General features: G+C 76.8%; 19 protein-coding genes. 11 read left to right on the top strand and 8 right to left on the bottom strand.

Translation table 11 applies throughout. The annotated features are described in order from the left end of the window. Positions 1-24: 24 nt before the first annotated feature. A complete protein-coding gene (locus tag ACZ5GH_RS35970; protein WP_464336461.1) occupies positions 25-417 on the bottom strand; it encodes a RidA family protein in 393 nt (130 codons plus the stop codon). A gap of 168 nt (positions 418-585) precedes the next feature. Between ACZ5GH_RS35970 and ACZ5GH_RS35965 the strand changes: the two genes are divergently transcribed. Then, positions 586-1,878: an FAD-dependent monooxygenase gene (locus ACZ5GH_RS35965; RefSeq protein WP_464336460.1), complete on the top strand. Its 1,293-nt coding sequence runs from the start codon at positions 586-588 to the stop codon at positions 1,876-1,878. An 89-nt stretch (positions 1,879-1,967) separates the two neighbouring features. Beyond that, positions 1,968-2,351 (top strand): VOC family protein, encoded by a 384-nt coding sequence (locus ACZ5GH_RS35960; protein ID WP_387754128.1) that lies wholly within the window; start codon positions 1,968-1,970, stop codon positions 2,349-2,351. 36 nt (positions 2,352-2,387) lie between these two features. On the opposite strand, the gene ACZ5GH_RS35955 is transcribed toward ACZ5GH_RS35960, so the two are convergent. Together ACZ5GH_RS35955 and ACZ5GH_RS35950 are read right to left on the bottom strand one after the other, a co-directional pair. After that, the gene (locus ACZ5GH_RS35955; RefSeq protein ID WP_387754126.1) at positions 2,388-2,804 is read right to left on the bottom strand and encodes a VOC family protein; all 417 of its coding nucleotides are present in this window, start codon (positions 2,802-2,804) and stop codon (positions 2,388-2,390) included. A gap of 10 nt (positions 2,805-2,814) precedes the next feature. Then, the gene (locus ACZ5GH_RS35950; RefSeq protein WP_387754903.1) at positions 2,815-3,258 is read right to left on the bottom strand and encodes a helix-turn-helix transcriptional regulator; all 444 of its coding nucleotides are present in this window, start codon (positions 3,256-3,258) and stop codon (positions 2,815-2,817) included. A 156-nt stretch (positions 3,259-3,414) separates the two neighbouring features. Between ACZ5GH_RS35950 and ACZ5GH_RS35945 the strand changes: the two genes are divergently transcribed. The 4 genes from ACZ5GH_RS35945 (at position 3,415) to ACZ5GH_RS35930 (ending at position 6,315) form a co-directional block, all read left to right on the top strand. Then, positions 3,415-3,825: a hypothetical protein gene (locus ACZ5GH_RS35945; RefSeq protein WP_387754124.1), complete on the top strand. Its 411-nt coding sequence runs from the start codon at positions 3,415-3,417 to the stop codon at positions 3,823-3,825. Between the two features lie 83 nt (positions 3,826-3,908). Further along, positions 3,909-4,592 carry a DUF6766 family protein gene (locus ACZ5GH_RS35940; protein WP_387754121.1) on the top strand — a complete coding sequence of 228 codons (684 nt, stop codon included), beginning with the start codon at positions 3,909-3,911 and terminating at the stop codon, positions 4,590-4,592. A gap of 277 nt (positions 4,593-4,869) precedes the next feature. Next, positions 4,870-5,448, top strand: a complete 579-nt coding sequence (locus ACZ5GH_RS35935) for a carbonic anhydrase (protein WP_387754900.1) — start codon at positions 4,870-4,872, stop codon at positions 5,446-5,448. Positions 5,449-5,682: 234 nt separating this feature from the next. After that, positions 5,683-6,315, top strand: coding sequence for a flavin reductase family protein (locus tag ACZ5GH_RS35930; RefSeq protein WP_387754118.1), 633 nt, complete (start codon positions 5,683-5,685; stop codon positions 6,313-6,315). A gap of 73 nt (positions 6,316-6,388) precedes the next feature. Here ACZ5GH_RS35930 and ACZ5GH_RS35925 read toward each other — a convergent pair whose 3' ends face one another. Then, a complete protein-coding gene (locus ACZ5GH_RS35925) occupies positions 6,389-6,979 on the bottom strand; it encodes a hypothetical protein (protein WP_387754115.1) in 591 nt (196 codons plus the stop codon). Positions 6,980-7,368: 389 nt separating this feature from the next. After that, on the bottom strand, positions 7,369-8,322 hold the full coding sequence (locus ACZ5GH_RS35920; protein ID WP_387754113.1) for an ArsR/SmtB family transcription factor: 954 nt from the start codon (positions 8,320-8,322) through the stop codon (positions 7,369-7,371). A gap of 86 nt (positions 8,323-8,408) precedes the next feature. Between ACZ5GH_RS35920 and ACZ5GH_RS35915 the strand changes: the two genes are divergently transcribed. After that, complete coding sequence (locus ACZ5GH_RS35915; RefSeq protein ID WP_464336459.1) at positions 8,409-9,719, top strand: alpha/beta hydrolase; 1,311 nt, start codon at positions 8,409-8,411, stop codon at positions 9,717-9,719. Here the strand turns inward: ACZ5GH_RS35915 and ACZ5GH_RS35910 are convergent. After that, on the bottom strand, positions 9,693-10,127 hold the full coding sequence (locus ACZ5GH_RS35910) for a DUF6223 family protein (RefSeq protein ID WP_464336458.1): 435 nt from the start codon (positions 10,125-10,127) through the stop codon (positions 9,693-9,695). The genes ACZ5GH_RS35915 and ACZ5GH_RS35910 overlap by 27 nt on opposite strands. 333 nt (positions 10,128-10,460) lie before the next feature. Here ACZ5GH_RS35910 and ACZ5GH_RS35905 point away from each other — a divergent pair, with 333 nt between their 5' ends. From ACZ5GH_RS35905 to ACZ5GH_RS35890, 4 genes are all read left to right on the top strand, one after another. After that, positions 10,461-11,552: a sensor histidine kinase gene (locus ACZ5GH_RS35905; protein ID WP_464336930.1), complete on the top strand. Its 1,092-nt coding sequence runs from the start codon at positions 10,461-10,463 to the stop codon at positions 11,550-11,552. Then, a complete protein-coding gene (locus ACZ5GH_RS35900) occupies positions 11,549-12,211 on the top strand; it encodes a response regulator (protein ID WP_464336457.1) in 663 nt (220 codons plus the stop codon). The genes ACZ5GH_RS35905 and ACZ5GH_RS35900 overlap by 4 nt, the downstream gene beginning before the upstream one ends. Positions 12,212-12,376: 165 nt before the next feature. Continuing rightward, entirely contained in the window at positions 12,377-12,523 is a 147-nt protein-coding gene (locus ACZ5GH_RS35895) for a hypothetical protein (protein ID WP_387754100.1), read from the top strand. 152 nt (positions 12,524-12,675) lie between these two features. Then, positions 12,676-12,807: a hypothetical protein gene (locus ACZ5GH_RS35890; RefSeq protein ID WP_464336456.1), complete on the top strand. Its 132-nt coding sequence runs from the start codon at positions 12,676-12,678 to the stop codon at positions 12,805-12,807. 1,170 nt (positions 12,808-13,977) lie between these two features. Here ACZ5GH_RS35890 and ACZ5GH_RS35885 read toward each other — a convergent pair. Both ACZ5GH_RS35885 and ACZ5GH_RS35880 read right to left on the bottom strand, forming a co-directional pair. Next, positions 13,978-14,394 (bottom strand): lasso peptide biosynthesis B2 protein, encoded by a 417-nt coding sequence (locus ACZ5GH_RS35885; RefSeq protein WP_464336455.1) that lies wholly within the window; start codon positions 14,392-14,394, stop codon positions 13,978-13,980. Beyond that, a complete protein-coding gene (locus ACZ5GH_RS35880; protein ID WP_387756168.1) occupies positions 14,391-14,648 on the bottom strand; it encodes a lasso peptide biosynthesis PqqD family chaperone in 258 nt (85 codons plus the stop codon). Before ACZ5GH_RS35880 ends, ACZ5GH_RS35885 begins: the two co-directional genes overlap by 4 nt. Position 14,649 lies beyond the last annotated feature (1 nt).

Genomic DNA, 14,649 nt, shown 5'->3' with positions numbered 1-14,649 from the left:
GGCGGGGCGGCGGCGCACGGACCGCTAGCCGAGGACCGCGTCCACCTCGACCTCCACCAGCCACCGCTCGTCGATGAAGCGCGACACCTCCACGAAGGTGGTGGCCGGGCGGATCTGCGCGAAGCGCTCGCCGTGGGCGCGCGCGGCCTCCCGCCACCGGCTCATGTCGGTGAGCATGACGCGGGTCCGCACGACGTCCGTGAGGGCGGCGCCCGCCTCCCGCAGGGCGGCCTCGGCGATGTCCAGGCAGCGGACGGTCTGGGCGTGGACGTCGCCCTGGCCCACCGTCGTGCCGTCCTCGCCGATCGGGGCGGTGCCCGCGACCGCGACGTGGTTCCCCTTGCGCACGGCGCGGGAGAAGCCGATCCGCGGTTCGAGGGGCGAGCCGGAACTGACTGTCTGTCGAGTGCTCTCCATCGCCCCATGGTGCCGCACTAGTGCACCCGGTAGGCCGTCTGCCTGCGCGAACGCCCCCGCGCGCCGCGCGAGCCGCCCCGGAGCACCCCGCCGCACTAGTGCACCAGCTTCAAATACCCCCATTCCAGAGCTTGTTGACGCCGATGCGTACGGCGTACATTCGGCGGCATGGAACACCTGGACCGCACCCCGGACACCGATGTCCTCGTCTCCGGCGCCGGCATCGCCGGCCCCGCCCTGGCCTACTGGCTGCGCCGCCACGGCTTCACCCCCACCGTCGTCGAACGCGCCCCGGGCCCGCGCCCCGGCGGCCAGGCCGTCGACCTGCGCGGCGCCGGGCGCACCGTGATCGAGCGGATGGGCCTGATGGAGCGGGCCCGCGCGCTGTGCGTCGAGCAGCACGGCATGGCCCTGGTCGACCGGCGCGGGCGCACCACCGCCCGGATACCCGTCGACCTGTTCGGCGGCGAGGGCATCGTCTCCGAGATCGAGATCCTCCGCGGCGACCTCGCCGACCTGCTGCGCGAGGCCACCGACGGCGTCGAGTACCTCTGGGACGACACCGTCACCGCGCTCGACCAGGACGCCGACGGCGTCAGCGTCACCTTCGAGAACGCCCCCGCCCGCCGCTTCGCCCTGGTGGTCGGCGCGGACGGACTGCACTCCGCCGTCCGCCGCCTCGCCTTCCCCGCCGACGGCGCCCCCGGCCACGGCTCCGACCGCGGCCCCGCCGCCGGTCCCGCCGGCCGCGGCGGGGCAGCCCACTACCGCCCCCTGGGCGGCTACCACGCCTGGTTCACCGTCCACGACCCCGCCCTGGCCCGCGCCCTGGACGGCTGGTTCCTGATGTACAACGCCCCCGGCGGCCTGGTCGCCGGCGCCCGCCCCGGCCGGCTGCCCGGCGAGGTCAAGGCCTCCCTCGGCCTGCGCAGCGCGCCCCTGGCGTACGACCGCCGCGACACCGCCGCCCAGCGGCGCCTGCTCGCCGAGCGCTTCGCGGGCGCCGGCTGGGAGGTCGACCGGCTGCTCACCGGGATGCGCACCGCCGAGGACTTCGCCTTCGACTCCTTCGGCCAGATCCACCTCGACCGCTACAGCCGCCACCGCGTCGCCCTGCTCGGCGACGCCGGCTACAGCCCCAGCCCCCTGACCGGCCTCGGCACCAGCCTGGCCCTGGTCGGCGCCTACCTGCTGGCCGGCGAACTCGCCGCCGCCGCGGGCGACTTCCACACCGCCTTCGCCCGCTACGAGGAGCTGATGCGCCCCTACGTGGCCCGCGCCCAGGAACTGCCGCCCGGCGGCCTGAACGGCTACGCCCCCGAGGGCGCCCTGATGATCCGCCTGCGCGCCGCCTCCATGCGCTGGATGGGCCGCTGGCCGCTGCGCCCCGTGCTGGCCGCCCAGTTCGCCAAGGCCGGCGACATCGCCCTGCCCGACTACCCGCTGCCCGCCCTCACCTGACGCCCCGCCCACCGCCCACGGCGCCGCCCGGAGCGTCGGCCGGGGCGTCGGCGGGCCGCCGGCCCGGGCGGCGCGTAGGCTCACCGGCCATGGCATGCCGCATCAGCGAACTGGTCATCGACGCCGCCGACCCCGAGCGGCTGGCCGCGTTCTGGAGCGGGGTCCTCGGCTACGTCGAGGTCGGCCGGGAGGACGACGGCAGCATCGAGATCGGGCCGCCCGGCACCGGCTTCGGCGGCCCGCAGCCCACCCTGGTCTTCGGCCCCACCAGCGACCCGAGGCCCGCCAAGCTCCGGCTGCACGTCGACGTCAGCCCCACCGACCGCGACCAGGACGCCGAGCTGCGGCGGCTGCTCGCGCTCGGCGCCGTCCCCGTCGACGTCGGCCAGGGCGGCGACGTGAGCTGGCACGTCCTGGGCGACCCGGAGGGCAACGAGTTCTGCCTGCTGCGCCGCCGGCTGCCACCCGTCTGAGCTCCGCATCCGCCCGGTCGGCTACCGGGCGCCCGGCTACCGGGTGCGGGGCTGGTTGAAGCGCAGCATGTTGCCCGACGGGTCGCGGAAGGCGCAGTCGCGCACCCCGTAGGGCTGGTCCATCGGCTCCTGGAGGACCTCGGCGCCGGCCTCGCGCAGCCGCTCGAAGGTGGCGTCGCAGTCGTCGGTGCGGAAGATGACGCCGCGCAGCAGGCCCTTGGCGAGGAGTTCGGCGGCGGCCCGGCGGTCGTCCGCGGAGGCGTGCGGGTCGGCCAGCGGGGGCTCCAGGACGATCTCCACGCCGGGCTGGTCGGGCGAGCCGACGGTGACCCAGCGCATGCCCTCGAAGCCGACGTCGTTGCGCACCTCGAAGCCGAGGACGTCGCGGTAGAAGGCGAGCGCCCGGTCGTGGTCGTCGACGGCGATGAAGCACTGCGCGAGTTCGATGCTCATGGCGGTCACGCTACCGTTCGGCGTCCCCGGCGCCCGCGCTGCCCGCGCCGTCCTCGGCCTGGGCGTGCCGCGCCGGGCGGGTGCGGATCTTGGCGATGCACGCCGGGATCGCCGCGCCCTGCTCGTGGTCGCGCGCCCGGTAGGCGCTGGGGCTCTGCCCGACCAGTTCGGTGAAGCGGGTGCTGAAGGAGCCCAGCGAGGTGCAGCCCACCTCCATGCACACCTCGGTCACGCTCAGGTCCCCGCGCCGCAGCAGCGCCTTGGCCCGCTCGATCCTGCGGGTCATCAGGTAGCTGTACGGGGTCTCGCCGTAGGCGGCGCGGAAGCTGCGCGAGAAGTGGCCGGAGGACATCAGCGCGGTGCGGGCCAGCGCCGGCACGTCCAGCGGCTGCGCGTACTCGCGGTCCATCCGGTCCCGGGCCCGGCGCAGCCGGACGAGGTCGTCGAGCGGCAGCCGGGGGGAGGAGGCGGGGGAAGAGGAGGAGGGTGGCACACCCGCCACCGTACCGAGTGCCGCCGACAGACGGCGCCCCCGCCCGGTGCGGCCCGCCCGCGCCCGTCCGGCCGCGCCTCCTTGGCCCGGCTCCGCCGGCGTGGTGCCCTGGGGGGGATGAGGCTGCGGATGCGGTGGGTGCGGGCGGCGGGCGTCGCCGCCCTGGTCGGCCTTGCGGGCTGCGGCCAGGTGGATCGGCGCGAGGACGCGGCGGCCGCCGTGGCGGCCGGGTTCGAGGACGCCGCGGGACGTTCGGACGCCGCGGCGCTCTGCGGGACGCTCGCGCCCGCCACGCGCGAGGAGCTGGAGGACCAGGAGAAGAAGGACTGCGAGCCGGCCCTGGCCGGCGTCGACCTGCCCGCGGGCGGGCCGGTGCGGCGCGTGGACGTGTTCGGGCGGCAGGCCCGCGTGGTGCTGGAGGGCGACACCCTCTTCCTGTCCGCGTTCCCGGAGGGCTGGAAGGTCACCGCGGCGGGCTGCACGCCGCGCGACCGGCGCCCGTACCAGTGCGGGATCAAGGGAGCGTGAGGGATGCGGAGCCTGTTCGTCCTGTGCATCGCCACCGTCGTCGGCGGCCTCGCCTACTTCACCGCGATCGGAGCGCTGCAGCGGTGAGCCGGGCCACGAGGTTCCTGAGGGACAACGGCCTCACCCTCGCCTTCGGCACGGCGTTCCTGCTCGCCCTCGCCGGGCAGGCCGCCGCCGGGCGCGCCGACCTCAACAACCAGCTCGTCGCCGCCGGCCTCCAGCCACTGGACGTGGCCGGCTACCTCACCGGTTCCGACTTCGCCGTCGACGTGACGGAGAACTGGCAGTCGGAGTACCTGCAGTTCTTCCTCTACATCTTCGGCACCGTCTGGCTCCTGCAGCGCGGATCCCCCGAGTCCAAGGAGATGGGCAAGGCCGGGACGGAGTCGGACCGCGAACAGAAGATCGGCCCGCACGCCACCGCGGACTCACCCGCCTGGGCCAGAGCGCGCGGACTGCGCCTGCGCTTCTACTCCCGGTCCCTGGGCATCGTCATGGCCGTGTTCTTCCTCGGCTCCTGGACGTCCCAGTCGATCTCGGGCTGGTCCGCCTACAACGCCGAGCAGCTGCGCGACCTGCAGGCGCCGGTGCGCTGGGGCCAGTACGTGCTGTCCGCCGACTTCTGGAGCCGCACCCTGCAGAACTGGCAGTCCGAACTCCTCGCGGTCGCGTCCATGGCCATCCTCTCCGTGTACCTGCGCCAGCGCGGCTCACCCGAGTCCAAACCGGTCGGCGCCGCGCACACCTCCACCGGCATCGAGGGCTGATACGGGCCGCCCCCGGCGGGGCCCGCTGCCGCCGGCACCGACGGGCCGTGGGGAGCCCGGGGGGGGCGTGAGGGGGCGTCGGGGGGGGTCGTGAGGGGTCGTGAGGGGGGCGTGGGCGCGTCCATGGGGCCGTCCGGCCCTTGACCCGGGGCTGCGGACCCCACCTGCGGCGATCTAGGGTGCTGGCATGATCCCCACACCGATAACCAGCCCTGAGCCCCCGCTCGACGGCCCGACGGACGACTTCCTGACCGACCCCGCCCAGGCCCTGCGGGTGATGATGCAGGGCAACGCCCGGTTCGTCGCGGGCAACCCCGAGCACCCCAACCAGGACGCCGGGCGCCGCGCGGCCCTCGCCCCGGCGCAGCGGCCCTTCGCGGTGCTGTTCGGCTGTTCGGACTCCCGGCTGGCCGCCGAGATCATCTTCGACCGGGGCCTGGGCGACCTGTTCGTGGTGCGCACCGCCGGACACGTCACCGGCGCGGAGGCGCTGGGCAGCATCGAGTACGGGGTGAGCGTGCTGGACTGCCCGCTGGTGGTGGTGCTGGGGCACGACTCCTGCGGTGCGGTGGCGGCGGCGCTGGACTCCCTGGAGCAGGGGCAGCTGCCGGGCGGCTTCGTCCGGGACGTGGTGGAGCGGGTGACCCCGAGCGTGCTGTCCGCCAGGGCGGCGGGCATCGAGGACCGCGACGGGATCGTGGACGAGCACATCCGCCAGACCGTGGACCTGCTGGTGGAGCGCTCGCAGGCGCTGGCCGCGCGGATCGCCGAGGGGAAGGTGGCCGTGGTGGGCCTGTCCTACCGGCTGCGCGACGGCCGGGCCCGGCTGGTCTCCGCCCGGGGGCCGGTGGGCTGACGGCGGGTCCCCGGTCCGTCCTCGGGAACCGGACGGGCCGGGGACCGGGCGGGCCCGGGAACCCGGGCGGCCTCGGGAGCCGGGCGGGCCGGGAGCCGGGCGTCCTCGGAACGCGATGTCCGATCGCCGCCAGCGCCCCCGCACGGGCGGGGGCAGAGTCGGTGACCGGCGGCGATCCGCGTTCCCGGGTCGCCGAGTTCCCGAGTTCCCGAGTTTCCGAGGACGGCAGTTCCCGTGCACAAGGTCATCGATCTGAAGGTCCTGTACTTCGGCACCCCCGTGGTGCTGATCGGCTCCCGCAACGAGGACGGCAGTTCCAACCTCATGCCGATGTCCTCGGCGTGGTGGCTGGGGCAGTCGTGCGTGCTGGGCCTGGGCGACAGCTCCCAGACCTCCGCCAACCTGCGGCGCGAGGGCGAGTGCGTGCTCAACCTGCCCTCCTCCGCGCAGGTGGACGCCGTGGACGCCCTCGCGCTGCTGACCGCCAACCCGCGGATCGCCGAGTACCGGGTCAAGCAGGGCTACCGCCACGAGCGGCGGAAGTTCGCCGCCGCCGGCCTGACCGAGCTGCCCGGCGAGTTGGTGAAGGCGCCGCGCGCCGCCGAGTGCCCGGTGCAGCTGGAGTGCCGGGTGGAGGCGGCGACGCCGCTGGCGGGCGGGGGCCGTACCGCCTTCGAGGTGACGGTGGTGCGCGCCCACGTCGAGGAGAGCCTGCTGGTGCCGGGCAGCGACCACTACGTCGACCCGGTCGGCTGGGACCCGCTGATCATGAAGTTCTGCGAGTTCTTCGGCGACGGGCGGCGCCTGGCACCCTCCCGCCTCGCCGAGGGCTGGCAGATGCCGGGGCGGCTGCCCGCCGCCGTGTGACGCCCGCTCAGCCCCTCCCCCGCTCATCGGCGCGCGGCGCCCCCGGTCACGGCACGACCCTCGTCCCGGCCGGTCACGACGCGACCGTGGTCCCGCAGGAGTCGCACACCCGGGTCGCGGGCAGCTCCAGGAAGCAGTTCGGGCAGATCGCCGGGGGGCGCGGCACGGCGGTGGCGGCGGCCTTGCGCTCGACCGAGGCGCGCAGGCGCGGGGCCAGGGCGGGCGTGCCGCCGTCGGCGGGCAGGTCGGCGCCGAAGTGCCGGTAGCAGGCCAGGCGGGCGGCGGCCGCGTGCTGCTCGCGGTCCATCTCCGCGGCCACCGGGGGCTGTCCGGCGACCGCCAGCACCTCCTGGTAGCCGGGGCCGACCCGGCCGTCGGTGGCGTGCACCACCAGGGCGGTCAGGGGTGGGTCGCCGCGCCGGTGCGCCTCGCGGATCACCAGGGACAGCACCTTGCCGATCCAGTGCCGCTGGTGGATCCGGGTGCGCACCCCGGAGGCCTCCTGGACCGCCTCGGCCAGGTCCGCGTAGCTGATCACCGCGTGGTAGCGGCCCGCCACCTCGACCAGGGCGGGGTAGGCCGCCCTGGTCCACACGATGTGCGCCTGGCCGGCGCTGACCGCCGAACCGTCCGACGCCCGCCAGTAGCTGTGCTGCTCGGTCATCCGCCCGCCCCTGCCTGTCTTGTCCGTCTTGTTGGTGTCCGTCCCCCCGCAGGCCCCCGCCGGGAGCGAGGCTACCCCGCCCCGCGGCGGCACCCTCGGGCGGGGCCCGCCTGCGGCCGGGCTTGACTTCAAGTGCTGTTGAAGTCGTGGAATGGGTGCCGACCGCAGCCGTACGGGCATCGCGGTCGATGCCCCGCCCGTACGGAACCCGTACCGGGGCCGGGGCCGCCTTCTTCCCGATCGTGCCGGAGGCGGCCCCGGCTCCCGGAACGCCCCCGCCACCCGGCCGTCCCGCCGCCCGGCGCCACCCCGTCACCCGGCCACCCAGCCACCCAGTCCCCCGGTCTCCTCACCGCCCCGCCTCCTGCGGCGCCCGGTCCGGCGCGCCGTCACCCCCCTGCCAGCAGCTCCCCCAGCGCCGTCCGCCGGTGCAGCACGGCCTTGCCGGCGCGGACGCTGGTGACCAGCCCCGCCCCGCGCAGCGCCCCCGCGTGGGCGGAGACGGTGGCGGCGCTGACGCCCAGCCGGCGGGCGAGGCCGGTGGTGGTGCGCTCCTCGGCCAGCAGGTGCAGCAGTTCGGTGCGGGTGGCGCCGATCACGGCGGCCAGGGCCTGCGCTCCGGTGCGGCCGTCGGGCCGGGGCAGCAGCCCGGGCCCGGCCGGGTAGGTGAGGACGAGCGGGCGCCCGGGCAGGTCGGCGGGCAGCGCGGGCCCGTACCAGTGGAAGGTCGGCAGCAGGAGCAGTCCGCGCCCGGCGAGGCGGATCTCCCTGGGCGCGCCCGGCAGTTCCCACACCCCCTCGCGCAGGCGCGCGCCGGGCAGCAGCCCGTCGAGCAGCGCCGCCGCGCCGCCCTCGGCCAGCTGCACCGCCCGGCGGACGAACTCGGCGCGGTGCAGGTCCCGCACCTGGTCCCAGACCGGGGCGAGCAGTGTGTCGTACGCGGCGCGCTGCGCCCGGTGGACCAGCCGCCAGGCGGCCGCGTCGCCCCGGGCGAGGTCGCCGACCCAGGGCGGTGGGGCGGTGGGCGCGGGCTCGTACGCGCGGCGCAGTTCGGTGCGGACGTAGCCGGGCGGGGCGGTGCGGACCTGTTCGAGCGCCTCGGGCAGGCCGTCGGCGAACACGTCGAGGAAGCCGGGCGCGCGGCCGGCCGGGACGAGGTCGGCCAGCGCGGCGGCGGCCTGCGGCAGGGCGTGCAGGGCCCGGCGGCGCCAGGGGCCGTGCAGCGGGTCGGCGTCGGCGCGGCACATCGTGGCCAGCGCGGTGTTGAGCTCCTGGAGGGGGGCCGGGCGCGGGGCGAGGGTGACGCGGGCGAGGTCCTCGGGGGTGCAGTGGATCCGCAGCACGGCGCCCCTCCCCGGGCCGGTGTCCATCCTTGAGCCCTCAACCTAAACGATCGCCCGCCCCGGGCGGCGCGGCCGAACCTGGCTCCATGGTCCACGACACCACCCGCGGCACGACCCGCGACCTCACCCGCCACTGCACCACCGGCACGACCCGCGGCCTGCCGGTGAGCCGGCGCACCCTGACCCGGGCCGCGCCGGCGGCGCCCGCCGCCCTCCTGCTGCCGGGCGCCGGGCGCGCCGCCGCCGCGTCCCCGGGCGCCCTGGTCCTGACCCTGCCCGCGCCGAGCGGCCGGTACCCGGTGGGCTGCCGCAGCGTCTACCTGGTCGACTCCTCCCGGCCCGATCCGCTGGAGCCCGAACTGCCGGTGCGGGAGCTGATGGTGACCTTCCTCTACCCGGCCGCCCCCTGCCCCGGCGCCCCCGCCCGGCCCGCGCCGCAGCTGCCGCCCGGCGCCGCGGACCTCTTCGGGCTGGTCGCCCCGCAGACCCCGCTGCAGCTGCCCGCCGCGGGCGTGGACTGGGCCGCCACCCGCACCCACTCCCGCCCCGACGCCCCGGTCCGCACCGGCCCGCCGGGGCGCGCGGCGCGCCGGCCGGTGCTGGTGTACAGCCCGGGCGGCGGCGACCCGCGCGGCCTCGGCACCTGCCTGGCCGAGGAGTTGGCCTCCCACGGCGCGGTGGTGGTCCTGGTCGACCACCCGGGCGACGCGCTCGCGGTGGAGTTCCCGGGCACCACCGCCTTCCGCCACGACCCGGTGCGCTCCACCGTCCTGCGCGGCGACCCCCGCGACCGGCCGCCGCTGTGGCGCGCCGTGATCGACGCCCGGATCGCCGACCTGCGCTTCGTCCTCGACCGACTCCACCGCGCCGCCGAACTGCCGCTGCCGCCGGGCCTCGCCGCCGTCCTCGACCTCGACCGCCTCGCCGTGTACGGGCACTCGGCGGGGGCGAGCGCGGTCACCGAGGTGTTCCACGAGGACCGCCGCGTGCGCGCCGCCGTCAACCTGGAGGGCTACCTCGACCACCCGCCCGCCGCCCCGGGCGCCACCCCGGAGCCGCTGCGGATCACGGCGCGGGGCACCGACCGTCCGCTGCTCCTGCTCGGCAGCGAGCTCTTCCCCCACCGCGACGAACTCGACCGCTCCTGGTCCGCCCTGGCCGCCCGCTCCCCCGGCACGGTCCGCCGCGCCCGCGTCCCGGCCGCAGGCCACTGGGCCTTCACCGACTACGCCGCGATGGTCCCCCGCCTCCAGCACGCCGGCCTCCTGACCCCCGCCCACCGCGACGCCCTCATCGGCCCCCTGCCGGCCGCGGAAGGATTCGTACGGACCCTCGCCCGGCACGTGGGCACCTTCCTCACGGCGAGCTGGTCAACCGGTACCGCGCAGTCGGGTTAGCGCCAGGGCGCTGAGGGCGGCGCCGGCCAGCCCCACCAGCACGGCCACCACGGCCCCGCCCAGACCGTTGCCGGTGCCGAGGCCACCGGAGGCCGTCGTCGCCACCAGCGCGCCCAGGGCCGTGCCGGTCAGCGCCGCGCCCAGAGCCAGGACGGCCCCGCGCCGCCCGGGCCCGGAGGAGACCCGGCCGGCGCAACGGGCCAGCGCCAGCCCGCCCGTGACCGCGCCGGCCAACGCCAGCAGTGCCGCCGCGACGGCCCCGAGCCGACCGGCACTCAGGGCGGTCGCGGCGACGGCCACGGGCCGCAGCCGCGCGTCGGCGGCCGCCGGTGCGGCCGACGCCACGGCCGCGGCCAGGACCGCGGCGGCCACGGCGGCTGTACGTCGTACGGACAGTCGTACGGACATGGGTGCTCCCTCTTCGTGCTCCGGCCGGAGGCCCTGCGCGCTCCGGCCGGACGTCCGCCGGGCTTCGGCTGACGTCGCCCGATCATGTCCGTCGGCCCCGCCCCCGGGCGTCCGGCAGACGCGGACAACGCGCCCTGCCGCAGGCGCCGTAGCGGCTACCGCCGGCGCCGTAGGAGCCGCGAGCCTGCCGCGGGCGCGGTAGCCGCCCGGTCATCCGCTCGGAGGAGTCGCCCCGCGCGGGCCTCTCGCTAGGGTGCGCCCATGAGGACAGCAGGGGCCGGCGCCCGAACCCCGGGCACCGCCCGAACCCCGGGCACCGGCCGGGCCGCGGCCATGGACTGGGCGATCGCCGCCGGCGTGACGGCGACACTGCTGCTCACCGGGCTGACCGGGCGCCACCCGGCCACCGGCTTCACGGTGCCCGGGTACGCGCTGCTGGCCGCCGGCGGCCTCGCGCTGGTCGCGCGCCGCCGCGCCCCGGTGCCCGTCCTGGCCGTCACCGGCCTGTGCACGGTCGGCTACCAGGCGGCCGGGTTCGACGTGCCCGCCGTCGCCTACCTGTTCGCGGTGTACGCGGCCGTACGGGCGGGCCACCGCACCGTCACGGCGGCGGGCAGCGTGGCCGTGCTGGCCGCGCTGCCCGCCGCCGCCCTGGCCTCGGGCCTGCACGACACCGGCCAGGCGTTCGCCCAGGCCCGCGGCGCCCTGGAGATCGCCTGGCTGGTCGCGGCCGGCGCCGCGGGGGAAGCCCTGCGGCAGGCCGAGCGCCGGGCGGACGAGGCCGAGCGCACCCGGGAGGAGACCGCGCGCCGCCGCGCCGACGAGGAACGGCTGCGGATCGCCCGCGAGCTCCACGACTCGCTCACCCACCAGATCTCGGTGATCAAGGTGCAGGCCGAGGTCGCGGTCCACGTGGCCCGCCGGCGCGGCGAGCCGGTGCCCGAGGCGCTGCTGGCGATCCAGGAGGCCGGCCGGGAGGCGGCCCGGGAGCTGCGCGCCACCCTGGAGGCGCTGCGCGACGACGACACGGCCCCGCCGCGCGGGATCGACGACATCCCCGAACTCGTGGCACGGGCCCGTACGTTGGGCCTGGATGCGACGCTGACGATCGGGGGACGACGGCCCGACGTGCCCATCGCGGTGGACCGGACCGTCTACCGGATCGTCCAGGAGTCCCTCACCAACATCGCCCGCCACGCCGGCGCCGCCACCGCCTGCGTGCGGATCGACTGCCGTCCCGACGGCCTCGCGGTCCGCGTCGACGACGACGGCACGGCGACGCCGGACACCGCGCCGCCACCCGGCGTCGGACTGCTCGGCATGCGCGAACGCGTCACCGCCCTGGGCGGGCGGCTGCGCGCCGAACCCCGACCCGGGGGCGGCTTCACCGTCCGGGCCCACCTCCCCGTGGACCGGACGCCGTGATCCGCGTCCTGCTGGTCGACGACCAGCCGCTCATCCGCGGCGGGTTCCGCGCGCTCCTCGACCTCGAGGAGGACATCGAGGTGGTGGCCGAGGCCGCCGACGGCAAGCAGGCCCTGGACCTGGCCAGGGAGCACCTGCCCGACGTCGCGCTCGTCGACATCCGGATGCCCGGCGTCGACGGCATCGAGGCGACCGCGCGCATCGCCGCCGACCCGGCCCTGGCCGGGGTGCACGTCGTCATCCTCACCAACTACGGCCTGGACGAACACGTCTACGACGCGCTGCGCGCCGGCGCCGCCGGATTCCTCGTCAAGGACATCGTCCCGGACGACTTCCTGCACGCCGTGCGCGTCGCGGCGCGCGGCGACGCCCTGCTGGCACCGTCGATCACGCGCCGACTGATCAGCCGGTACCTCGCCCAGCCGCCCACCGCCGGCCCCGGCCCGGGGCTGGAGGAGCTGACCGGCCGCGAGCGGGAAGCGGTCGCCCTGGTCGCGCGGGGCCTGTCCAACGACGAGATCGCGGGCCGCATGGTGATCAGCCCGATGACGGCGAAGACCCACGTCAACCGCGCCATGACCAAGCTCCACGCCCGGGACCGGGCCCAACTCGTCGTCCTGGCCTACGAATCCGGCCTGGTGACCCCGCACACCTCCTGACCCCCCCGGCCCCGGACGGCCCCGACGGCCCCCGGCCGGACGGACGGACGGCGGCGGCGGATGTGAGCCGGGACACGGTTGAGGTTGCCCCGGGTCAGGGGCGCGGGCTCCTGCAAGACGGGCCCGGGCACGGACGCGGGCCCGACGGACGCGAGGGAGAGCGGCATGCCCACCCACCACACCGGCTGGGGCCCGGACCGCCCGGGGCTGCGGCGGGCGATCGAGGGGATCGCCGGATCCGGGTTCCTCGGCGCGCAGTTGCGGGTGAACGACGCGAGCGGCGAGTGGGTCGCCGCCGGACCCGGGAGCTGAGCGGCCAGGCGGGGCCGCCGGTCGACGGGCACTTCCGTCCAGCCCATCGACACCGGCCCGCTCTACCACCACAACGGCGCCCCCATCGGCTCGGCGGCACTGATGTACGGCTCTCGGACGGCGGCACCACCCTGACCGCCGCCCTGACCCACGTGGACGACGCCGAGGTGTCCGTCGCGGCGGCGCTCCAACGCGCCCAGCGCCGCCTCGTCGACGAGGTGTTCGGCGCAGCCGCCGGTGTCACGATCGGTCAGGCGGCGGCGTCCGTCGGCGTCACGGTGTAGACGGTGCGGCACTACCACCGGCGGGGGCCGGTCGAGGAGCGCGGCGCGACGCCTCCGGTTACCGGCGGTACGGCTCGGGCGAGTTGCTGCGGCTGGTGCAGGTCCGCACACCGGCCGCCGCCGGGGTGCCGCGGGCGGAGATCGGGCCGCTGCTCGGCGCCGACGGCGGGCGGTTCGCCGGCTCCCTCACCGACGTGGAGCGGCGGCTGAGCGAGCGGATCGCGGAGCTGACCGCCCGCCGTGACACCCTGCACCGCCTCGCCGACGGCGACCGGGCCCTGCTGCCCGACCGCGCCTGCGCGGTCCTGGAGCGGATGCCCGGCCTCGGCTTCGGCCCCGACTACGTGGCGGCCTACGTGGCGGCGCAGCGTGAGGCCCTGGTGCTGGCGCGGGCGCTGGCACCGGAGGGCTTCGACGGCTTCCTGGCCCAGCTCGAACACCGCCTGGACGACCCGGAGTTCGTCACCCTGGCCCGGCGCAGCCGGGAGGCCGAGGCGCCTGGGAGGCGGACGACCCGAGGATCGAGGAGCTCGCCGCGCGCGAGCAGCGCAGCGCAGCGGGGAAGAGTCCCCGGGCGCACGAGAAGTCGACCCCATCGACTTCCTGCGCGGCCAACAGCGCTCCACCCGCGAGCGGCGCAGCCGGAAGGGTGCCCGGGCGCGCGAGAAGTCGACCCCGCCGACTTCCTGCGTGGCCACCGGAGTTCCACCCGCGAGCGGCGCAGCCCGGAAGGGTGCCCAGGCGCGCGAGAAGTCGACCCCGCCGACTTCCTGTGCGCCACCTCCGGAGCTCCACCCACGGCCAAGCCCCCACGGGCACCGACGCACGAGAAGTCGACCCCGCCGACTTCCTGCGCGGCCACCGGAGTTCCACCCGCGAACGACGTAGCCGGAAGGGTGCCCGGGCGCGCGAGAAGTCGGGCCCGCCGACTTCCTGTGCGGCCAGCGGAGTTCCACCCATACCCAAGCGGCACGGGCCCCGGGCGCGCGAGAAGTCGGGCCCATCGACTTCCTGTGCGGCCGAGGGGGCTTCGCGAGCGGCGGAGCGGGTGGGGTTCCCGCCCCGGGCGCGTGGGTAGTCGGGGCCGCCGGCTTCCTGTGCGGCCGCACCGCCGGCGCGGGGCCGCTCGCAGCCGGGCGCGTGGGTAGTCGGGTCGGCCGGCTTCGGGGGTCAGTGTTCTGGGGGGATGGTGATCAGGGGGTGGAAGTGGGCGAGGTCGGGGGGTTCGTCGACGGGTTCGCCGTCGGCTTCGATCCAGGCGTGGGCGCGGAAGGGGGCGGTGCGTACGCCGGTGCGCCAGGTGGGCCAGGTGCCGCGGGTGCGGCACAGCAGGGCTGCGGCGATGGAGCGTTGGAGGCAGCCCTGGCCGGCGCAGCGCATGCTGAGGGCGACCACGGTCTGGCGGGCGGCGAGGGCCTGGGACCGGTCGGCGGGGCGGGCGCCGCGTCGCAGGGCGGTCATCACCCGGCGGATGCGGGCCGGGGGGAGCTTCTCGATCAGCCGTGCCGCGCCGATCGCGGCGAGGGCGGCGGGCCGGTGGTGCCAGGGGGGCCGGCCGGTCCGGGTGGCGTGGGCGTGCAGGCTCATCCGGTGACCAGCCCGGCGGTGCGCAGGCTCTCGTGCAGCCGCTGGACGTCCGAGCGCGCCCGGTCGGCGGTGACCGGGTGGCGGGCGGCGAGGCCGGCGGCGATCTCGTCGGCGGTGCGGCCCTGCTGCAGGGCGCGCAGGATGTGCAGCCCGGTGCGGTTGAGCTGGTAGTAGCGGCCGGAGCGTTCGTCCAGGACGACGGCTCCGTCGTCGGTCGGGGTGAGCGTCACGTCGGGGCGCAGTTCGGCGGCCATG

It is taken from the genome of Kitasatospora sp. Xyl93 (assembly GCF_055383135.1).
Note: the sequence above shows the minus strand (reverse complement) of the source record. Positions and strands in the feature narration are given on the sequence as shown.

Coding starts and splice junctions, on each gene's coding strand:
- ACZ5GH_RS35970 (WP_464336461.1), bottom strand. CDS start 417: ATGGAGAGCACTCGACAGACAGTCAGTTCCGGCTCGCCCCTCGAACCG.
- ACZ5GH_RS35965 (WP_464336460.1), top strand. CDS start 586: ATGGAACACCTGGACCGCACCCCGGACACCGATGTCCTCGTCTCCGGC.
- ACZ5GH_RS35960 (WP_387754128.1), top strand. CDS start 1,968: ATGGCATGCCGCATCAGCGAACTGGTCATCGACGCCGCCGACCCCGAG.
- ACZ5GH_RS35955 (WP_387754126.1), bottom strand. CDS start 2,804: ATGAGCATCGAACTCGCGCAGTGCTTCATCGCCGTCGACGACCACGAC.
- ACZ5GH_RS35945 (WP_387754124.1), top strand. CDS start 3,415: ATGAGGCTGCGGATGCGGTGGGTGCGGGCGGCGGGCGTCGCCGCCCTG.
- ACZ5GH_RS35935 (WP_387754900.1), top strand. CDS start 4,870: ATGATGCAGGGCAACGCCCGGTTCGTCGCGGGCAACCCCGAGCACCCC.
- ACZ5GH_RS35925 (WP_387754115.1), bottom strand. CDS start 6,979: ATGACCGAGCAGCACAGCTACTGGCGGGCGTCGGACGGTTCGGCGGTC.
- ACZ5GH_RS35915 (WP_464336459.1), top strand. CDS start 8,409: ATGGTCCACGACACCACCCGCGGCACGACCCGCGACCTCACCCGCCAC.
- ACZ5GH_RS35910 (WP_464336458.1), bottom strand. CDS start 10,127: ATGTCCGTACGACTGTCCGTACGACGTACAGCCGCCGTGGCCGCCGCG.
- ACZ5GH_RS35905 (WP_464336930.1), top strand. CDS start 10,461: ATGGACTGGGCGATCGCCGCCGGCGTGACGGCGACACTGCTGCTCACC.
- ACZ5GH_RS35895 (WP_387754100.1), top strand. CDS start 12,377: ATGCCCACCCACCACACCGGCTGGGGCCCGGACCGCCCGGGGCTGCGG.
- ACZ5GH_RS35885 (WP_464336455.1), bottom strand. CDS start 14,394: ATGAGCCTGCACGCCCACGCCACCCGGACCGGCCGGCCCCCCTGGCAC.
- ACZ5GH_RS35880 (WP_387756168.1), bottom strand. CDS start 14,648: ATGGCCGCCGAACTGCGCCCCGACGTGACGCTCACCCCGACCGACGAC.